Source organism: Sphingobacterium sp. LRF_L2, from assembly GCF_965644235.1.
Taxonomy (GTDB): domain Bacteria; phylum Bacteroidota; class Bacteroidia; order Sphingobacteriales; family Sphingobacteriaceae; genus Sphingobacterium.
Genome location: NZ_CBFFRI010000005.1, coordinates 314,833 through 335,953, shown reverse-complemented (window position 1 = coordinate 335,953; position 21,121 = coordinate 314,833). Strand labels below are relative to the sequence as shown.

The 21,121-nt window shown below is 39.3% G+C and carries 13 protein-coding genes; 2 read left to right on the top strand and 11 right to left on the bottom strand.

Going from position 1 to position 21,121, the window contains the following annotated elements:
• Positions 1–86 precede the first annotated feature (86 nt).
• The 11 genes from ACSZOX_RS12710 to ACSZOX_RS12660 all read right to left on the bottom strand — a co-directional run bounded on the left by ACSZOX_RS12710 (position 87) and on the right by ACSZOX_RS12660 (position 15,970).
• Complete coding sequence (locus ACSZOX_RS12710) at positions 87–1,436, bottom strand: PepSY-associated TM helix domain-containing protein (RefSeq protein WP_437920364.1); 1,350 nt, start codon at positions 1,434–1,436, stop codon at positions 87–89.
• Between the two features lie 115 nt (positions 1,437–1,551).
• A complete protein-coding gene (locus ACSZOX_RS12705; protein ID WP_437920363.1) occupies positions 1,552–2,790 on the bottom strand; it encodes a hypothetical protein in 1,239 nt (412 codons plus the stop codon).
• A gap of 32 nt (positions 2,791–2,822) precedes the next feature.
• Entirely contained in the window at positions 2,823–5,276 is a 2,454-nt protein-coding gene (locus ACSZOX_RS12700; RefSeq protein WP_437920362.1) for a TonB-dependent receptor, read from the bottom strand.
• A 106-nt stretch (positions 5,277–5,382) separates the two neighbouring features.
• Positions 5,383–6,102 carry a hypothetical protein gene (locus ACSZOX_RS12695; protein WP_437920361.1) on the bottom strand — a complete coding sequence of 240 codons (720 nt, stop codon included), beginning with the start codon at positions 6,100–6,102 and terminating at the stop codon, positions 5,383–5,385.
• 88 nt (positions 6,103–6,190) lie between these two features.
• Complete coding sequence (locus ACSZOX_RS12690; RefSeq protein WP_437920360.1) at positions 6,191–6,724, bottom strand: sigma-70 family RNA polymerase sigma factor; 534 nt, start codon at positions 6,722–6,724, stop codon at positions 6,191–6,193.
• 118 nt (positions 6,725–6,842) lie between these two features.
• Positions 6,843–7,898: a cytochrome-c peroxidase gene (locus ACSZOX_RS12685; protein WP_437920359.1), complete on the bottom strand. Its 1,056-nt coding sequence runs from the start codon at positions 7,896–7,898 to the stop codon at positions 6,843–6,845.
• Positions 7,899–7,977: 79 nt separating this feature from the next.
• Positions 7,978–8,832, bottom strand: coding sequence for a hypothetical protein (locus tag ACSZOX_RS12680; RefSeq protein WP_437920358.1), 855 nt, complete (start codon positions 8,830–8,832; stop codon positions 7,978–7,980).
• Between the two features lie 148 nt (positions 8,833–8,980).
• The gene (locus ACSZOX_RS12675; protein ID WP_437920357.1) at positions 8,981–10,456 is read right to left on the bottom strand and encodes a RagB/SusD family nutrient uptake outer membrane protein; all 1,476 of its coding nucleotides are present in this window, start codon (positions 10,454–10,456) and stop codon (positions 8,981–8,983) included.
• A 10-nt stretch (positions 10,457–10,466) separates the two neighbouring features.
• Entirely contained in the window at positions 10,467–14,099 is a 3,633-nt protein-coding gene (locus ACSZOX_RS12670; RefSeq protein WP_437920356.1) for a SusC/RagA family TonB-linked outer membrane protein, read from the bottom strand.
• A gap of 24 nt (positions 14,100–14,123) precedes the next feature.
• Positions 14,124–15,158 carry a FecR family protein gene (locus tag ACSZOX_RS12665; RefSeq protein ID WP_437920355.1) on the bottom strand — a complete coding sequence of 345 codons (1,035 nt, stop codon included), beginning with the start codon at positions 15,156–15,158 and terminating at the stop codon, positions 14,124–14,126.
• A 227-nt stretch (positions 15,159–15,385) separates the two neighbouring features.
• On the bottom strand, positions 15,386–15,970 hold the full coding sequence (locus ACSZOX_RS12660; RefSeq protein ID WP_437920354.1) for a sigma-70 family RNA polymerase sigma factor: 585 nt from the start codon (positions 15,968–15,970) through the stop codon (positions 15,386–15,388).
• A 461-nt stretch (positions 15,971–16,431) separates the two neighbouring features.
• Between ACSZOX_RS12660 and ACSZOX_RS12655 the strand changes: the two genes are divergently transcribed.
• Entirely contained in the window at positions 16,432–20,601 is a 4,170-nt protein-coding gene (locus ACSZOX_RS12655; RefSeq protein ID WP_437920353.1) for a hybrid sensor histidine kinase/response regulator transcription factor, read from the top strand.
• The gene (cysC, locus tag ACSZOX_RS12650; protein ID WP_437920352.1) at positions 20,591–21,121 is read left to right on the top strand and encodes an adenylyl-sulfate kinase; all 531 of its coding nucleotides are present in this window, start codon (positions 20,591–20,593) and stop codon (positions 21,119–21,121) included. Before ACSZOX_RS12655 ends, cysC begins: the two co-directional genes overlap by 11 nt.

Sequence of the window (21,121 nt, the reverse complement as noted above, 5' to 3'; positions counted from 1 at the left end):
AAGAAAAGGGAATTCGTTAAAAGCGAGTTCCCTTTTTTATTGCAAAACAAATTAAAATGACTTTAACTCCCAAAGCAACATTCAGATTATGCTTTTGGAGAAGACGAACTGGAGCTATTTACTTGTCTCAATCGTACCTTATGTGGAACAACTTTCTTGTCCGAGACGTCATTAGAACTTTCAGGCAGTGAAGCCCCCTTTTTCATACGCTTGGTTGAAGTCTTTTTCTTACCCCATTTCCGATTATACCAAATAATAAAACCCGTTACAGGAAGAGTCGCACCAATGAATGAGGCGAAAAAAGCTAATATCTTCGTGGGTAACCCCAGCACCGAGCCCACATGGATATCGTAGTTCATACGGTATATCTGCTCACCGACAGTATTCTCATGAAATTGCTTATTGTATAAGGATATATTATTAAGAATCCGTTTACCCGTATATTGATCAAATACGTACGATTGTCCTCCGTAATAACGATCTCTATATTTATCTGCATAAATCGCGTAAGCTGATTTTGCATTAGCCGTATCGGGCATATACAAAGAAAAACGGAAAAAATCTTGATGTTTCGACATAATGCCAGCCATTTCACGATCTAAAATAGGTCCAACCTCCCTTCCTAGTGTGCGCATTGTAGTATCCGAATCTTGCGGCTTCCAGTCTGGTAATGACTCACCCCAATTCGTCGTCCAGAATAATGCTTTGCTATACCAATTGATACCATACACCATCCCAGTTAGCGCTAGCGCAAGCACAACCAGCAACGAATAAAAGCCAAACACATTATGTAAATCTAAATTCACGCGCTTCCAATTCGCCCGCCATTTAACTTTAAAGCTCTTATCCCTTGTCGATCTATTCCATTTTTTCGGATACCACCACACAAGCCCCGTAATGAGGGTCACGGTAAAAACCAAAGTTCCATAATTAACAATCGGTCGCCCTATATCCCAAGGAAGCCAAATGGCGCGATGACCTCTGATGGCCCAACCAAAAAATGCAGAAACACCTTTTCGTAATTCCTCTTCCTCTTTATTCAATTCTTTTATAGTCCCCATATACATTCCAGAGTAGGGATTTACTAAACCTTGAATAGGCTTGTTTTTCTTTACGGTATCTACAATTGGCAAATCAAGATGAAAAACAACAGGACGCTCACGTTCATAAACGACACGTCTCACAAGACCTTTTGGAAACAACGAATCAGCAACAGCTACCACACGTGAAGGAGATACAACGGCTGCATTTCTTGCTATAATATATTCTTGCTCTTGCCGAGGTACGATCATATCCGTAATTTCTCGTTGAAACACCCAGAGACAAGCAGTAAAGCACACAATAAGCATGATAACACCCGAAATCAATCCTAACCATAAGTGAATCCAATTGTTAATATCCCGGAAAGACACCTGTTTCTTTCTAACTGCCGCCATAAGCTATTCATAAAAAAGGAAACACAGAAGGTGCTTCCAAGTAAAAAAGAGAAGTCTACTAAAAAGAGCTAAAGAACTTTTCAGTAGACAACCCCTCGATTAAAAATGTATAAGTTTAATATTTTACGATCCCGAAAGCACGAGTAATCCCTCCTTGAATCTGTATACCTCTCTTAAACTCATTAGTATCTGCATCATAAGCCGCTACGTACCATTTTGAGTCCGCAGATTTGACAAACATATAAGCCTTACTTCCCTCCACTAATACGCCATCTGCTGGCACGGACTGAACACTTCCAAATCCTGAATCATTTAAATTCTTAATTAGCGTTTTGTTGTGCACATCAAACACGTAAGCACCCAATAGAGCTTTACCATCTTTTAAATAAGCATATTGATCTGTCTGCTGCCCCATAAATCCTTCTGAATACAGACTATAATTCGACAAATCAAACGCATAATCTGGGTCGATTTCGGTTGATCCAGCCTTTACACGTAAAAGGGTATAATACGTATTTTCGCGGATAGTTGTAAAATAATAGTTTCCGTCTTCGTCAAAGAAACTGGATTTGGTCTGATACCAAGTACCTGTAGTATGCCCATATTGGTCATTCGATGCAATCTTTTGATTTGTCAAACTAGGGTAGTCAGCGGTTAAAACATAGGCAACTTGTTTTTCAGGTGCTGCCCAAGACGGTTTCAAGTACAAAAAGCCCACATAAATCTTTCCATTTGCAATTCCTAGACTGGTTGGAGAAATCGGAATATCGGCTTTGTTAAAATATTCACCTACGTTCTCTGGATCTTCAATTAATGGAACAGGAAAACTCAAAGCAGTTTCACCCTTCACCACCATCGTTGCTGTATCAATAATAAATAGGCGTTTCTCACTAGCTTCTGTAGTTGCATTGTAAGTCGACGCCCAGTTGATAAAATTAAGTCTTCCATCGATAAAAGCAGACTTCATCATACCCAAATAATTTCCGGGATTTGAAAGTACCGCGTTCCCTTTTTCAACCACAGCACCTGTTGCCACCGAATATCTTTTCACGGCAGCACCTTCCGTAAAAAATAAATTAGCTCCTTCTCTTACACCGTAAGATGCATCAACTTTACCAGATACATCGATACCATAACCAACAGGAGAGATGGAGCCATCTGTCATTAGATCCTCTACAGGTAAAATGTACTCGTATCTTTCTCCTGCTGCCTCCACACGTACGGTTATTCCATATTTACCTCCCGCCAAACTACTATCAGGTTCCGTATCGTCAGAATCCTTACAAGCAACGGTACTCAAAGCCAAAGCTGCGATCCAGCAAGACTTTTTAAAAAAAACATTAAAAAAATTCATATTGATTAAATGTATAATATTTATAAAATTTATTACAAAATAGAGACTCGAAACTTGGTATAAAATGAACGACCAGCCTTTTGAAGTCCAAAGTTATCGTATAAGCGGGAGTCGGTTAAATTCCTGGCTTCTGCAGAGATCCCATAACGGTTATGTTTCCAAGAAAAACTTAAGAGCACAGAGTGTACATATTGTGAGGGAACTGAACTTTTCGTCGATGGAGAACCATAAATTGAAGGTGATAAATAAAACTGCTTCGTATATTGATTCATGGCCGTTAATTCTATACGCGTACCACTTCCTAACCAATCATTTTTCCCGAACGAAACATCAAAATTTCCATACAGCCAAGGCCTATTACCAATTTGCTGGCCCAGAAGAGCTTGAGCCCCCTCTCCTTGCTCTTCCGTACCTAGCTCATCAAAAATAGCTCTATCATAACTGCCGTTAAAGGTCACACGAATTAGATCTTTATAGCCGTACCTTGCATCCAGTTCCAGTCCATAAAGTCTAGCTCCTTCAATATTATCTGCTATAAAATAGTTACCTTCTTGTGTTGTTTGTATATAATTTCCCGTATTACGAAGAAATGCTGTAATATCCAGGTTAACAAAGTGTACTCCCGAGATATAGCTATTAAAAAATACTCCTGCATTTAGATTGTTTGATTCCGCAGGCTTTAAATCCGGATTTCCGAGTACATTAACCCCATCACCAAAAAGCTGACTTACTTCAGGCAACGTATAAGACTTCTCTGCAGAGGCCTTCAGTCCAATATCATTCTTCAAAAGATAACGTAAAGTAAATCCCATCGCTTTGTAGCTTTTATAACTATGCTCTTCATATATAGATCCGCTTAAGTAAGTTCCATCACTCGAATAAGTCCGATCATTCTTTGTATTAAGTACATCCATTCCATAATATTTCACAAAAGCAACAGAAGTAAGCTTATCATTTAGCCATTGTCCCTGCCAGGCAATATTGATAAGATGTTTCTTTAAGCTTTTGGGTAACCCCGATTGATCCCTATCGGCTTCCCGCTCTGCCAACATATTATAGGTCTTCTGTTGGTTTGTCGTGAGATTATAGCTTAGATTTAATATTTGCGTTTTTTTCGAATTCAAATTGTACGAAAAATCGGCCTTTGCAATGTAGCTTTTGTTTATTAGCTTGTCATAAGTCTGTTCACGGATCGTGTCCACAGCTTGTGGAATTCCAGCCCAGTAATAAACATGTTGTGCGGTGTCCCGTACATCCTTGCGGTTATTCCCGTAGCTGGCATATATGTCAACAAATAAGTTAGGTAACAAAAAGCTGTTTTTACGGTATTGAATACTTGGTGTAAAAAAATTCTCTTCAGACCATCGTCCGCCATATAGGCTGTTGATGCTGGATCCTTGTAGCAATTGGTTGTGATTTTTTGAGTACGTTAGCCCTACGAAGAACCGATCTGCCCACTTTACATTTTCAAATCCAGTTTCAATCTTTCCCATACCCGAACTATAAGCATCGTTAAAACGTCTTGCTTTACCGATCTTAACCAACTGCCTTTGAACGATACCGCTCTCTTCATCGACAGATTCATCGAAATACCCCTCTAAATCAATCCCATACTTCGGATTACTATACATCATGTAGTCATTATCCGAATGATTGTAAAAAGCGTCCGCCTTCACCATGAGTCCTGTCTTCGGATTTCTAACCGAAGCAATCAGCGAGGCTTGGTGCGTATTGAAGGATCCATAGCCGTAACTAAAATCGAAAAACTGTCTATTTTTTCGTTTGGTAATAATATTCACCGCACCGCCCAGTACATCCGTGGGAAGGTAAGCTGGCACTACGCCCTTATATACCTCCACACGATCCACAAGGCTAACCGGAATATTATTTAAAGTCATTGAACTGCCAAAGTTCTCCATCGGAACCCCATCAATAAAAATCTTCGCATCAAGGCCATTAATCTTGAATGCAAAATCAGAGCCCATACCTCCATCTTCACGTATCGTAACACCTGGAGAACGGCGTAGCAATTGGTTCAAATCCGCAACTTTGTCCACGTGTTCATTCATATCAATCACGTTTACCGCATATCCCGATTGCTTTATTTCCTGAACTTTTCGTTGATTTTCACTTTTTCCGAACACAGCAACTTCACCGATTGATTTCTCATCGCGTTTCAATTGAAAATCATGTGCGGTTTCTTTAGTTGCGGAAAGGACAATTTGCAACTCTTCAGGAATAAACCCCACACTGCTTATCCGAATATTTACCAAAGATGTTGAGATTTTAGAGAGACGATAGAAACCATCGGATTCTGTGGTAACGCCGATATCAGTTCCACTGATAGATACGGTTGCGCCAGAAACAGGCTTTCCAAAAACATCTTTTACATAACCATAGAGGCTATGTTGTGTCGATTCTTGCGCGTAGAGAGTTAAGGATAGGAAAAAGAGTATCCCTACTACAAAATATTGTTTATATTGCATTACTTTTTATTATCAAGTTAAAAGTTACCGATTTAGTCGGTAGGCTGTATTGTTGGTAGCAATACAGCCATTTTATATATCTTATATATTGATTCTACATATCCGATTACCCTTTCTCCATTTTATAGCTTTGCTCCAGTCTATCCTTTGTCCATCGGATCGCTTCATGTGGTGGAAAATCTGCAAGTTGATCAACAGGTAATACGACAAGATTTTTCGCTCTACGAAGAAGCTCATCCTCTCCCGTATATACTATGACGTACGTTTCACCTTGCCTTGCAACAAACTCCGTAAAATCTGTATCACTTGTCGCAAACTTGATCCGTGCATCTTTTTTCTGTCCATTGCGAAACACAATGTTTCCATTTTTAGTAAACAGTTCAATATGGCTATCAGGATCTACTTCATAGTAAACCTTTTTCCGCACATTTGGAAAACCTACCAAATAAAGACTCTTCGCATGGTCTAACCAAGTATCTATCTTTTGCGGCGTAGATACAACTTCCAATTTTGGGAATGTATCCTTATCCGAATAATAATAAGCCTTCCCAATAAAAAATACGAGAGCGACAGCTGCTACTGCTGTATAAAAAGGTCTAGCAATAGAACGAATAGTTCTAGCTGTAATTTGAGATTTGTCTTTTTTGTCAATTTGTAAGGCCAACCGTCGCCACAATTGTGCTTTCCTATCCGTATCAATTTCTCGTTCACTATGCACATCCCATACCGCGTCCTCTTTAAGCCATTGTTCTATACGATTAGATTCTTCCTTTGAAGATTTTCCAAGCAGGTATTTTTCTAAAGATTCTCGTTCTATTTTTCTCATCACCTAAATACAAGTGTATCGTAGAGAAAGATTGTCCCGAATTATTTATACTTATTTTAAACAATAGAAAGAGGTAAAAAAGGAGCTATCAAAATCCAGCTTTTTTCAACTTAACACGAACCGTTTTAAGGCAAAGAGAAAGTTGGTTACGAATCGTTTTTTCAGACATCTGCAACTTCTCTGCAATAGCTCTATTATCTAATCCTTCTTGAAATTTTAACTGGAATATCCGTTGACTATTGGAGGGGAATGACCTCAATAATTGATTGATCACAAGTTGTAGATCTTTATACAAAATTTCGTTATCGGAATCCTGGTAAGCGGACAAGGTAACATCTTGCAAATCCACTTCAGAATCCATTTTTAATCGTCTTTTGATCTCATGAATAGCAGAAAATTTTACAGCGCGTTTTAAATATGCTTCCACATTGGTAATACTTAAATAGGATCGCCTATCCCAAAGAGAAATAAACACATGCTGCAAAATATCTTCCGCTAAAGATTCATCACCAACGATATTTTGCGCATATTGTAAGACCTTATCCCAATATAATTCGTAAATAACTTTAAAAGACTCTTGATCTATTATTTGGCAGGAAAATGGCTCTAGTTGCTCATTCACGTCTGTAACATTTATGCAGGCAAATTTACACTTATTTAGACGAAATCCAAATAATAAGAAAAATCGACTGATACAGTCGCCTAACAAGTTGTTTTAGTAAAATCTAGATTAACGTGAATTAATCCATCCCTGGCAACACAGGTCTATTTACCGGGTAAGGGAGCGTACTAATAGACTCTAAAAAGGCCAATAACGCATCAATTTCCTTCGGTGTCAAATCAAGTGGTTTGAGATGAATAGAAGTTTCCGGAAACAAAGGATCATTCTCCTGACTAGGCTTTCTTTTCGGGCGTGGCATCCCCCTATTATAGGTATTCAACAAGCCTCGTAAATCTTGGAACATCCCATTATGCAACCAAGGTCCTGTGCGCGTTGTGTTACGCAAAGAAGGCGTCTTAAATTTTCCAACATCTTCGGTCACCTTCGTCACTGCATACCTTCCTAAATCTGCTTTATCTTCCCCATAAAGGCTAAAGCCGATATTATGGAAATCTTGATCCGTAAATAAAGCCCCATTATGGCAATTTATACAACGTGCTTTCGTCCGGAACAGGTGCAAGCCCAAAACCTGTTCATCAGATAAAGCAGTACTATCTCCAGTTAAAAAACGATCAAAAGGACTGCGTGCCGATCTAATACTACGCATAAACGTCGCCATAGCATATGCAAGTTCATCCAACGAAGGATTTATCTTTCCAAACGCATCTGTAAAGAGAGGTTTATAAGCTGCAATAGCCCATAATAATGGAGCTACAGTTTCTAAATCGGCATTCATCTCTTTCGGATTAGACAACGAGCCCTTCAACTGTTCCTCCAATGACAGTGCCCGTCCATCCCAAAACAATTTTTCATTCGCCCAAGCAAAAGAGATGCTTGGACTATTTCGCATACCTGCTCGATGGTTATGCCCGATAGCCCGCACGCGACCATCTGTCCAATGCATATCCGGATCATGGCAAGAAGAGCAAGAAATTTGTTTACTCGCACTAAGACGAGGGTCGAAAAACAACGTTTTACCGAGCTCAATCAAGCCCCTGTACTTCAAATCTTTTACCGACACAGGAGAACTGGGCAAGGGACCCAGTTCTCTGAAAACTATTCCGGAGTCAATTGTTGCTTTTGGCCAATCGGTCGTCTGCTTTTGATACAGTTTACGAAGAGCTAAAATGTCCATAGGTACAGCTTCCTGAAAAAAGCCGCAACATAAAGGAAAAGCTAAGATCAGCAGTATCCTACTTAGATATTTTATCTTCCTACCAAGCACGATTAGCAATCACCTCCGTTTGAATACCCCATTCATCCTCCAGATACGCCTTCACAATAGCAAACTTCTTAGCCACTTTACCACTCGTATCAAAACTCGATGTTAGATATAGCGAAGCAAACTCCTCTTCATTGTAGCGTAAAGCTGCATATACATACATTAAGAAATCCAATGATACGGTATAAGAGCGTTGATATTCCAAAAAGCCCAAACCTTTATAAGCCGTAGTCGAATTACCCGTTACATCAAACAACGCTGTAAATGCAGCAGGAATTGTCACTTTCCCTCTGTTCAATGCATAGGTGTAAAAAGCCTTCTGTACATTAGCTTGTAGATCCCTCTTTTGCGTTACCGAAAAGCTCTCTAAACTACTATTCGCAAATCCAAAAGTTACATGATTAACCCCAGTATACACACCTAGATTCGTAGCGACAGTATCATAACCTGTAGGCTGCGCTGCATTTACTGTCAACTGGTGCACACCCGCCGAAAGCAAAATCTTATACGGCAAAAGCTGCTGTAGCTTTTCGGCTTCGTAATCATCTAAAAAAGCCTTCCTTAAAAAAGCATAGGCTGAAGATATATACATTTCATCGGCATTTTTAGCCATATATAAAAGTCGTGTTGTACCGTTCCATCGAAAATCATTATCCGTAAAATTATATAATATATAAGTCCCATAAGCTTCATAAAAAGCCAAGAACTCTGAGTCAAAAGCAGCATTGCCTTGTGGCAGCTGATAAAACTCCTGTGCAGCGGAGGCCGTTAACGATTCTTCTCGTTCGCAGGCACTAAACAAGCTAACAAAACATCCCAATAGAAGGATTTTAACTATATTTTTCATCTGTATTCATTAAAACATAAAATATTGAGCACATAAATGCACACGAGTACTAAACTTATTTTGTAAAAAGCTAAGCAGATGACACTTCCCAGTCACGCTCTCCAACAGTCCTGCAATCACTCCTAACTATGAGTCATTTTTTCTGCAACTACAAGGCAGTACCCTGCCGCTGTGGTGCCAATACATTCTGCTGTAGTCTATTATTATTAAGAAGCACGTTATCTGGAATTGGCAAAACATATGCTGGATCCCGTTCCGACAGAACGTAAATTGTAGGCTCCGATTCATACCAGACATGCTGTATTTCGGGCATACCATAGCGCCGAAGATCGAACCAACGCTGGTCTTCAAAACAAAGTTCGCGTCGGCGCTCTGCCTTATAGAAAGCAAAGGCATTGTCCGCATCTGTAAATGTTACTGATTGAAAAGTCGCCGTACCGAAACGATTCTGCCGCAATGTATTCAGATCCTCTACTGCTGCAGCAAGGCTTGCCGATTGTCCCTCTTTAGCCTGCATAATATACGCTTCGGCCCGATTAAGATAGGCTTCCGCCACCCTCCAAGACTTTCCAGGAGCCGAACGGCTTGCCCATTTCATTGCACTGTATAGGTAGCGTCCAGTTGTTTTCTTCAAATAGGTATTCCATCTCAAATCAGCGGTTTCATAGCTACCTGCCAGTGACTCTGAAAGTGTAAACATGGTTGTATTCGTTGCCAAATCTCCGCTTTGCACTTCCGTCGTGATACCAAATATCCAAAGCGTCTCTGGGTTATTCACACTCACAATAACCTGATTAGCCGTTGCATCTGCCGTAAACGTAGACAAGTTCAACAAAGTCGAATTTTCAGCAAAAACGGCATTAGCATGTTTAATCACGGATGTCCAATCCTCCATGTAAAGGAAAACACGCGAAGCCAACAAGTGTGCCGCAGCAGAGTTGATACGGAAAGCGCCCCCATCTGTCCCACTACGCTCCAATAAATCAATTCCTTGCTGCAAATCCGTCACGATCTGTGCGTATACCTCGGCTACTGTGTTACGTGCAATAGATTCATCCTGTAAATCCGGACTAAGAATCAGTGGCACACCCAAAGCAGATTCTTTAGGATGTGTCTCATCGTTATAAGGCCATCCGTAGATATTGACCAATTGGAAATAATAATAAGCCCGAAGAATATAAGCTTGTCCCTTCAAATATTGCTTATCTTGTTCGGTGCCAATAGAACCATCTGCATATTTTAATGCAATATTACAACCTAAAATACGATTATAAAAAGAAGCCCATGGATTCGCTCCAGAAGTATTTGCTGCATTAATGTATATTGGATAATAATCTGGTTGCCAAGTAAAAGCCCATCGATAAGACGCTGTACGTGCAGAAGTAGAAGACCGAGGCGCAATACCGTCTACATCATCGTCCATCAACGTAGTTAATGTATTCAGTGGTGGATCCCCCACACTCGCCCCTGAAAGCAGTGGATAACCACTTCCCATCAGCAATTCGTTAAACTCTTTGGTTGTTGTAGGAACCAATTCATCCTGCGAAGTTTCTTCCAAGAATTTTTCGCAAGATGTAAGCCCTATCCCCAAACACAAGCATATAATAATATAAATTCGCTTCATCTTTTCTTATTTAAATACCAATTTTAATAGTCATGTTATAGCTCGGTGTTATAGGCTGCGCCATACTCCCTGTATTCGCTTGTTCCGGATCCTGTGTTCCCCAAATTCTATCTTTTATAATAAGCGGATTATATACCTGAAAACCTATCTGTAAGTGTTCCAATCGCCATTTCTGAGTAACAGCAGTAGGCACCATATAACTAGCCCCAATATGACGAACGCGCCAAAAGCTAGCATTAGCCACCCGTATATTGGACAGATTATACATGTCATACAAACTCACATATGTATTTGATTCAATAGGCAATGGAACACTACTCACTGCAAAATCATTCACCCGAATAAAGGCAGGTATATTCGTCAAAGCTTCATCGCCAGGCTGCCTCCAACGCCCTAATACAGACTGGTCAAGGTTCTGATCGGGAGCCGGAACATATTGTGTTGCTTTATAAAGATTATTTAACCGTTTATATTGCCCAATATTAAATGCCGAAGAGCCGTCAATCACAAAATTCTTATAACGTAGAGACATACTAAGTCCTCCTGTAAACAAAGGATCCTTTCGTCCAGATTTTACCAAAAATTGAGAAGGATCTAGATCTTCATCAGTAGTATTCGTATTCACTTTATCTATAAGCGGCAGACCTTGTACGCCGTCCAATCCTGCAAAGGCATAGGAGTAGAAAGCTCCAACAGATTCGCCATCTACAAATGTATTCCCACTGAGATAATCTGCATACGTATTTAACGCTCCTGCATTGTACACCTTATTTACATTTCGAGCCACATTTGCCATAACTGTCCACGTCCAGTCCTTTTTTTGAATAGGCGTTCCACGTAAAGACAACTCTAAGCCCGCATTCTTCAAACGTGCACCATTTTTATACGCATATTCTACACCGTATTCTAAAGCTGTAGGAATCTGAAAGATAATATCCTTACCATTCTTTCGGTAATAATCCACAGCCAGCGCAAAACGTCCTTTCCATAGTGCAACATCCAACCCAAGGTTGCTCGTCGCCGTCTTCTCCCAACGCAAATCCGGATAGGGCAAACTACTGATATTCAAAACATATTGACCCGAAACCGGATCTACAATATTATCACCATAAGCAGCAATAAGCTCCGGTCCGACTTGCTGTACGACGTTCCCTTGTAAACCAAAAGAGCCACGGATACTTAAATCCGCCAACCAATCCAATCCTTCGAGAAAACTCTCTTCATGAAGTGCCCAACGTCCAGCGATGCTCCAAACAGGCAAAAAGCGATTATTTGTATATTGACCGAAGCGATTAGAAGCATCCGTACGCAAATTTGCATTAATAATATACCGCCGATCATAGCTATAAGCAAACGTAGCAAAAGCCGAAAGATTATTGGATAAATTATCTTGCAATGCAGCCGTATGTTTCCCTAAAGAAGAACCATACGCAGATGAGGTCGTAGTTGTCGACGAAGCATTGTACTCGTATGAAATGCTTTTTCCTCTTCGCGGGAAATAACCCCATTCTTTTGCCGAAAACCCATCATACTTATTCGATCGTAATTCAAACCCGACCATCGCATTCAATGCATGTGCTCCGTTAATTCCTAGATTCTTTTTGTACTGTAGAATATTCCGCAATGTATAGTTCAGATTATTCACATCATTGTAATACAAAATCCCCCCATAAGGCAATTTGGAAGCCAGTTCTGCTGCGCTTCCTGCAGTTACAGAACCATAATCATAGCCTCGAATCAGCGAGATCGTATACGTTTCTTCTCCCGCATAGCGTGCCGACTTCGTATTGGCAAAACCTACGGCTGCCAAAGCTGAATAACGAAGATCCGGTGTAAAATCCCAGTTCAATTCCAACTGCGCATTCACTTGTCTCACGTTAGCTTCATTACCACTATTCTCCAACTCATTCAGTATATTGTAACTTAATAAGGTTAAGCCCTGATACTCACTCGCCGGAGAATATCGTGTCGGATAGAATTCATTCGGATCCAGTGTCCTACTGGTATTGAGCGCATAATCAAAAGGATTTACACCATAAAAGCCCAAGGTTTTACGACTCGAAAAATTAAATCTACTATTCAGTTGTATATTATTCCGCAACTGATTTTTCATTCGAAGTCCAATGGCATATTTTTCAGCTTCATCCCCTTTAGCACTGCCCTTATTCTTATCATAACCAATCGACAAAAAATAGTTGTCTTTTTCGCTTCCCCCAGATACACTCAAATAATGATTTTGATTGAAAGCAGGTTCAAACAACATATCAAACCAATCTGTATTTTGCGTTTCATATTTCGCCACGCGTTGATCAAATGTCGCCTGATCAATTTTATGGTCAAACAGATCGAACATAGCTCCCTCATAAGAATAGCTGAATGGCATATTTTGATACAATAACCCATCTTCGTATACTTCCTTCGAAAAAGCGACACGTTGTTTGGAGTTCATCGCATTAAAATCACTATAATTCGGCCTGCGAGAAAATCCCATAGTCGAGCTATAACTGACAATCGCTTTTCCCTGTTTCCCCGATTTTGTACTAATAACGATAACACCATTAGCAGCTCTCGTTCCATATATCGCCGTTGCAGAAGCATCTTTTAACACCGTGATGGAAGCGATATCTTGCGGATTAAGGCCTGCGATAGCACCGCCTAAAATGCTAAATTGCGACTCGCTGCCTAATTGCTCCAATCGATCCAGTTGCGTCGTTTCTATCAAATTATTAACTTCCTGATTACTTATATTAACCGGATCTTCCCAAATTACGCCATCAACCACCCACAGCGGAGTACCCGCCCCCAATAATGTAGAAACCCCTCTTAATCGAATACGGGGGGTCGCACTAGGACTTCCCGAGGTATTCATCAGCATAAGTCCGGGAATCTGTCCCTGCAACATTTTGTCAAGGCTTTGGTAACCACCTAACACAACATCCTCCCCTTTTACCGTAGTGGTAGAACTTGCTAATATACGTGCATCCCGTTGTTGATAACCATCGACCACCACATTCGTCAGCTCATTCAACTGCGGTAATAAAGAAACTTTTATTTGCTCGCCAGCCCTCAACTTTGTGGCAACCTTATTAAATCCGATATGCGAAACCTCAATAGCAAGAACAGTTGTAGCCTGACTTTCCGGAAGAATGAGCTCAGCTCGTCCGTCGCGAGCCGTCGTCAAATAACGGTTTAGCGAAGGTATATAAATAGAGCTTCCTTCTAATAGGCCTAAATCAGCCCCCTCCACCTCCACGTTATACGTGATTTGCTTGGACGAAGTTCGTTCCTGTCGTTGCCTTTTGATGAGAATATCTTTGGAGTTATCTAGCATTTTCCAAGTATAATCAGGAAGAAGCAACCGATCCAAAAGTTCTTGTAAGTTTGTTGTCTTCATCCGAATAGACACCAGTTTATTTAGATCTATCTCTTCGTGGCTATAAAAGAACTTTAACCCCTCTTTAGCTGAAAGCTTATTTAATACGGTTCCTAGCGATTCTTTCGATGCTTGAACTTCATATTGTTTTTGTTGAGCATGCACGGTTATTTGTGGCCCCCCGAGGAAGAGCATCCCTGCACAAAAAAGGGCAAAGAGTGGCCTGCCAGGCTTCTTCGGAAACCTGATTTTAGTATTCAAAATGGTCATATGATACCGGGTTAGGAAATTAAATTACTTGTTAAATAATATATATGTGTTGTTCGTTTTTTTAAGATTAATATTTGATGTCCAGCAAATCTTTTCCAGATTAGTTGTGAACGAATCTTCAGGAGACAACGCTCCAGAGAAATGAATAGCTGCCAAATCAGGTTGATCCAACTTTACAGAAACATCATACCAAGCATGCAATTGTTCCAAAAGATCAGAAAGAGGCACATTTTCAACCTGAATAGCCTTCCGCAACCATAAATAACTCGTAGCTGGATTTAAAGGGACTTTCTCTAGCGTATGAGGTCCATCTCCTTTCCACAGCAATCGTTCTTGCGGGCTCAGATGTATAGACTCTGTGTAAAAACCATAAGGTTGATAAGCCACTTTTCCCTCTTTAAGATCCACGTACAACAAGTCCGTATCTCTACGATATCCCGTAAAGAAATGTGTTCCAGTAACGGTAATCGCTCCTTTTTCTAGGAAAACTTGAAATGGTTTTTCTACGCTACTTTTCACTTCAAAATACGCTTCACCATCCAATTTGACTCGCCTTAGGTTAAGCCCATCATCTTGTAAGTAGGAAAGCGTAGTGTGCTTATTCAACCAAACCTGTGTCCCATCAGGTAGGGTAATCTGCCTACTACTATGATCGTCCGACTTCCAAACCCTTGTATATAGCAATTTTTCTCGGTAATGATCTTTCTCATAATTTTTCACCAGAAAAATAAATGCAAAACCAATCAAAAATAAAGAAGCTGCAATGGCGAACACGGTCATAGATAATTGACGATGTTTTCTACTTTCTCCATGCACCAAATTCGGATGCAACTTCAACCAAGCAGCCTCCTTCCTTTGCTCAAAATACGGCACCTCAAGATTGCTTTCTTCAACATACCTTATCAGCATGGGCTTCACGTCCCTCCACCGCGCATCACGTTCCACGAGAATCTCTACAAATTGATTGAGCTCTTTTTTGTCTTTACCCCATAAATTCCGATACTCTTCCTCCACTAATCCCGACAATAGTTTAAGAAGCAGATCTTCACCTTTCAACATATCATATTACGATCTAATTATTATTCATTTAATCCAATTTTGCACTATCGCAGATAATGACCAAATACTATTTCACCACTAACTCAATAGGTTCTCCTGCACCTTCATCTATATAGACACCAATAAATAAAATGGTATTACAATTATTTAAAAAAAATCTAAATAAGCTAAAAAAGGAATAACAAGCCTAAGGTCCTATTGAAAATACATCTATTCAGGAAAAGAGGCTAAAAAAATGTCGGATAAAACAGGATAATAAAGTAAGGAATATGTTTTGTCTTTAACTTTTTCCGTATTTCACGATAAGCCCTTGACATCTGTACCTTAACCGTATTCACCGATATACCAAGCTGGTCAGCGATGGCCATATGTTTCATTTTCTCATGGTGAGCCATCCTAAATATCTGTTGACATTTGTCTGGTAATGCCGAAATAGCACGTTCAACCTCATCCAATATATCCAAGTATTCCTTTTCCTCCTCTGTAGTAGAAATAGATTCGGTAGCAGGATCTATGACAGAATTTATAGACTCGAGCTCCACCATTCTTAACGCTCTTGCCTGCTGCCTATTATGGTTGAGAGCCATCAAATACACTGCTTTATGACTATATGTTGCAAAACTATATTCGATATGTATTTGCGTACGATTGTTCCAGACTTTAAGGAAAAAATTTTGAACCAAATCCTCAGCCTCTTCGTAATTCCGAATTATACTGAAAGCTGTAGAACAAAGCTTGGCATAGTGTTGATCGAACAAAAGTTTGAAATCCTGTTCATTATCGAGAGATTCATGCATTTTATTTAAAATCATTCTAAATAATATACAATATTATTAGTTTATTTCAGGAAAAGCAAATTTCTATAAAATTGAACCATAAAAACCGATCGGCTTGTATCAGTACATCTAACAGAAAGATCTCTTGTAACAGTATCCTTGCTATGAAAAATAGAACACAAGAATCTATCACAAAACAATTCAATGAATATAAATATTTCGTTTAATACGAGTAGTTTTTTTTGTATATTGATAAAGTCGAAACAGAATATACCACGAGATCAATTCAACACTCGACAATAAACTTATAATATGATTACATAAATTTTCGTTCATTAAAAAAGGCGTATAAATAACCATACAAAGCCTACAAAAAAAATAGAAAATTTAAAAAAAATTGTCAAAAAAAAAATAAAAAACAACAACACATCACATAAATAAAAACATTTAAGAGAAATTTTAAACAGTTTTATGTATGTTTAACCAAAAGACTACCCATGCGGTCATCAATTTTAAAATATATCACCCTAACCCTGTATTTATTATTTTTTTTAACAACAAAATCACAATGGAACAACCTTAAATTCTCCACACTATCAACAAAAGATGGCCTATCCCAAAATAACATCCAATGTATTTTGGAGGATAAGCTTGGTTTCATCTGGTTTGGCACAAAAGATGGACTTAACAGATACGATAGTTACAAATTTTCGGTATTTAACAAACAAAACAGATCTTCATCAGACCTTTTATCCAACGATATAAAAGCTCTTGCACAAGATCCACAGCAAATGATCTGGGTAGCTAGTGACGAAGGAAAAACTTTAAACATCATCGACCCAGAATCTGGAAAAATAACAGATGCCAACACTTACCTAAAAGATCAAATCAATTTATCAAATATTGTCGGTATACATGCACAGCAAAATGGAAATCTACTGTTAGCCAGTAGAAGTACAGGACTACTCATCTACGACCATCAAGCCAGAAAAATAAAGAAAACAACTGTTAATGTTCCTATCAAACAAGCCATCGACGATGCAAAAGGAAACATTTGGGCTGTGACCGTAAGCAACAAAATAATCTGCATAGATATTAGCAGGCAATTAACAAAAGATTACCTTATAAAGAAAGGAAACACAAATGTACCTATCACTACTGCCTACGCTGATCAATCTGGAAATATCTGGGCAGGAACCTATGGATCAGGTCTCTACCTATTAAATAAGGAGCAAGATGAATTTATTCCAATCGTAATAGGCACAGAAAACAATAATACGTCGCCATCCTATGTGCTTACGATCTCGGAAGACATCGCTCAGCAAATCTGGATCGGAACAGAAGGTGAAGGGCTCTCCATTTATAATCCAAAGACAAAAAAAACATACAGCTATAAAAACGAAAATCAAGACCAATACTCCATTGCCAACAACACAATCACCTCCATACAGCGCGATAAAAAAGGAAACATGTGGATTGGAACCGCAAATGCAGGTCTATCCTTTGTAAATATCGATCAAATTCACTTATTACATTACCGTCATACGAAACAACCCTTCAGCCTGAGTAATAACATTGTGAACTGTATTTTACAGGATAGTAGAGGTAGAATCTGGATCGGAACAGATGGGGCTGGTATCAACCTGTTTGATAAAACGACAGAGCGCTTCTATCATTCCGGAAATTCAAAAGATTTTCAATTTCTGGGGCAAGGCACGGCCATACTTGCTATTGAAGAAGATAAAATCGGTAACCTGTGGATTGGAACCTGGAACAAAGGTTTATATATCTATAACCCAAACACGCGACAGGTAACAAACTATAACACATCCAATCTTTCTCTACTTAAAACAAACAATGTAACTGCGATTTTGCGTATAGAAGGACAAATGTTGATTGGAACCTATGGTGGCGGATGCTTACTATATGACAGCACACAACAAAAATGGACGAAATTCGACAATAAAAATGAAGACGCTAAACTTAGCAGTAATTTCATACTAAGCTTAGCGCGATATCAAACACAAGAAATACTCATAGGTACCGAAAGTGGCTCCCTGAATATATTGGATATTATCAAAAACCAGACAAGAATCCTCACAACATCTAGCACATTGAAGGGAGATCATTTATCCAGTAATACGATCTACAGCATAGCTGTTGACAAAAACAATACGATTTGGTTGGGTACAAAAGACGGACTTAACAGGCTGAATATAGAAAAGATGAGCAATAAAGTATATCGCTCCACGAACTCTAATTTACCAAATGACGTTATTCAGAGTGTCATAAATGACCGAAATAACAACATTTGGATGGCTACAAATCGAGGCATTTCAAAATTGAACCCTGAAAATAACATCGTCCAAAGCTACAACATGTACCTCGGTTTACAAGATGAAGAATTCCGACGTGCCAAACTACAGGATCGGGATGGAAATCTCCTTTTTGGAGGCAACCACGGGCTCAACATCTTTAATCCACAGAAGTTCGTAGCGCAAAACTATATCCCCGCACTCGTATTCACTAATTTTCAGTTAAACAACAAAGACATCCCTGTTTTTGCTCAAAAAAATGGCAATCCGCAATCCATCAACTACACAAAATCCATTACATTACCCTACGATTACAATGTTTTTGTTCTAGAATTCGCTTCCCTAAATTATACCGATCAAAAAACAAAACAATATGCCTATAAGATATCCGGAGCCGACAAAGAATGGCACACCTTAGGAAACAAGAACTATATATCCTTTGTACGGATGCCTCCCGGTGATTATGACCTAACAATACGAGCTACAGACAATCAGGGAAACTGGTCTTCCAATGTGCGCTCCATTAATATCCACATCATTCCCCCTTTTTGGGAAACTTGGTGGTTTCGTAGCATTATATTCCTATTGTCTATCGCATTAGCTATACTTTTCTATTTTATACGATTACGTCAAATTCGTAAACAAAACAAGATCCTTACGCAAAAGGTCGCATTCAAGACAAAAGAGTTATCGGAACGTAATGCTGAAATCATAGCAAAAAGTGAAATTGTACAAAGCAAAAGCGATGAAATAAAAAAAATAAACAAGAAAATCTTTCACCAGCAATCACAGATTCTACAACAGAATAAGGAACTGGCCCATGTTAACATGGCCCTCGAGGCAAGTAATAAAATGAAAGACAAACTGTTTTCCATTCTAGCGCACGACCTACGAAATCCAATAACCGCAATAGCAGGACATACAGACTTCATCAAGACAAGCTTACCAAACCTTTCAAAAGAAGAAATAGACATCTATCTCGACGATTTCACACACTCCACCAATGCTATCAATGGTTTTTTGAACAATCTGCTCGCTTGGGGAAAATCGAGAACAAACCAACTCATTTTTGAGCCCACAATGTTTAACTTATATGAACTCGTTCGCAAAGTTATTCACTTATTCAAACTAGCCGTTCAAGATAAAAAACTAACTATACAAGTTGACATTCCAAGCGATTTCTGTATAACAGCTGATTACCACATGCTCTACACCATCTTACGGAATATCATCAACAACTCTATCAAATTCACACCTAGTGATGGCTATATCACAATCCATTGTGAAACAACAGCGTTTATTAAACTTTCCATAACAGACAGCGGTGTAGGGATGGATACCAAACAATTGGAAGCCATTTTCAACAAAAACATACAACCTACAGAAGGTACAGAAGGAGAGAAAGGCACTGGTCTGGGCTTTCAACTTTGTCAAGATCTTATCCACGCCCATGGCGGAACATTCGAAATCCATAGCGAACCAGATCGAGGATCCACATTTGTCGTCACACTTCCCATATTAAATGGAGAATCACCAGAAAAGCAACATATATTGAGCTCTTTAGAGGAAAAACAACATTCCTCTCTGCTTGATTATTCTGGTCGACGGGTATTAATCATTGACGACAATATAACGATCAGGAATGTCTTAAGAAAACTATTAGATCCGGTCTTCGAAATCATAGAAGCCGAAGACGGAAAAATAGGCTTAGAGAAAGCAAAAGAAACGCAGCCCGACCTCATCATTACCGATCTCATCATGCCGGAAATGGATGGACTCACTTTCTGTAAACGCATACGGGCAAATATTAACACCTCGCATATTCCGATTCTGATGCTAACAGGCGAGCATGATCAAGAAAACGAAATATTAAGTTATCAAGCAGGGGTAGATATCTATTTACAAAAGCCTTTCAACCGAAAATTACTGTTTACAGTAATTGATAAATTTTTAGGACAGCAAAGTCAACGACAACTTGTCCTATCGAATGCTCCTTCGACGATAGCAGAAAAAATCGCTCCGCTAGACAAAGAGTTCTTAGATAAAATAAGAGAATATGTATTAGCAAATATTAGCGATTTCGATCTAAACTATAAAATGATCTGTAGCAACTTCGGCATCAGTCGATCCATCCTGTATGCAAAATTTAAGACCCTTACAGGACAGGGTGTACATGATTATATTAAGAATATTCGTCTCGACGAATCCCTTAAATTATTGGAAGAAGGACGCATGAATATTAGCGAAATTGCCTACGCGGTAGGATTCAATTCCGTATCTTATTATTCCAAATCGTTCACAAAACGTATGAAAAAATCCCCCAAAGTATACCAAAGCACCAATGATCGATAAAAGTAAAGTTATCTGGTTATACGGCCTTTCGGGAGCCGGCAAGACAACCATCGCCACGGCCTTAAAAATAGACCTTGAAAAGCTCGGTATCAAGGTTGTCATGTTAGATGGAGACCTATTAAGAGCAGGCCTAAATAAAGACTTAGGTTTTACAGCGAACGACCGGGAAGAAAATATCAGACGAGTAGCTGAAATTGCAAAATTATTAGCTGAAAACGCTATTCTTTGCATATGCTCATTAATTACCCCATTGGAAACACACCGTACTATAGCACAAGACATCCTCGGAGATCTACTCATTCAAGTATTTGTAGATTGCCCCTTAGCGGAGTGTGAGAAACGCGACGTAAAAGGACTTTACGCACGCGCCCGTACCAATGAGATTAAAAATTTTACTGGAATTACAGCGCCCTTTGAACCTCCAAAAAATCCAGATCTAACGGTCGATACGCAACGATTGACAGAAAAAGAAACAATCGATAGCATCCGATTATTTTTAAAAAAACACAACATCGCCTAA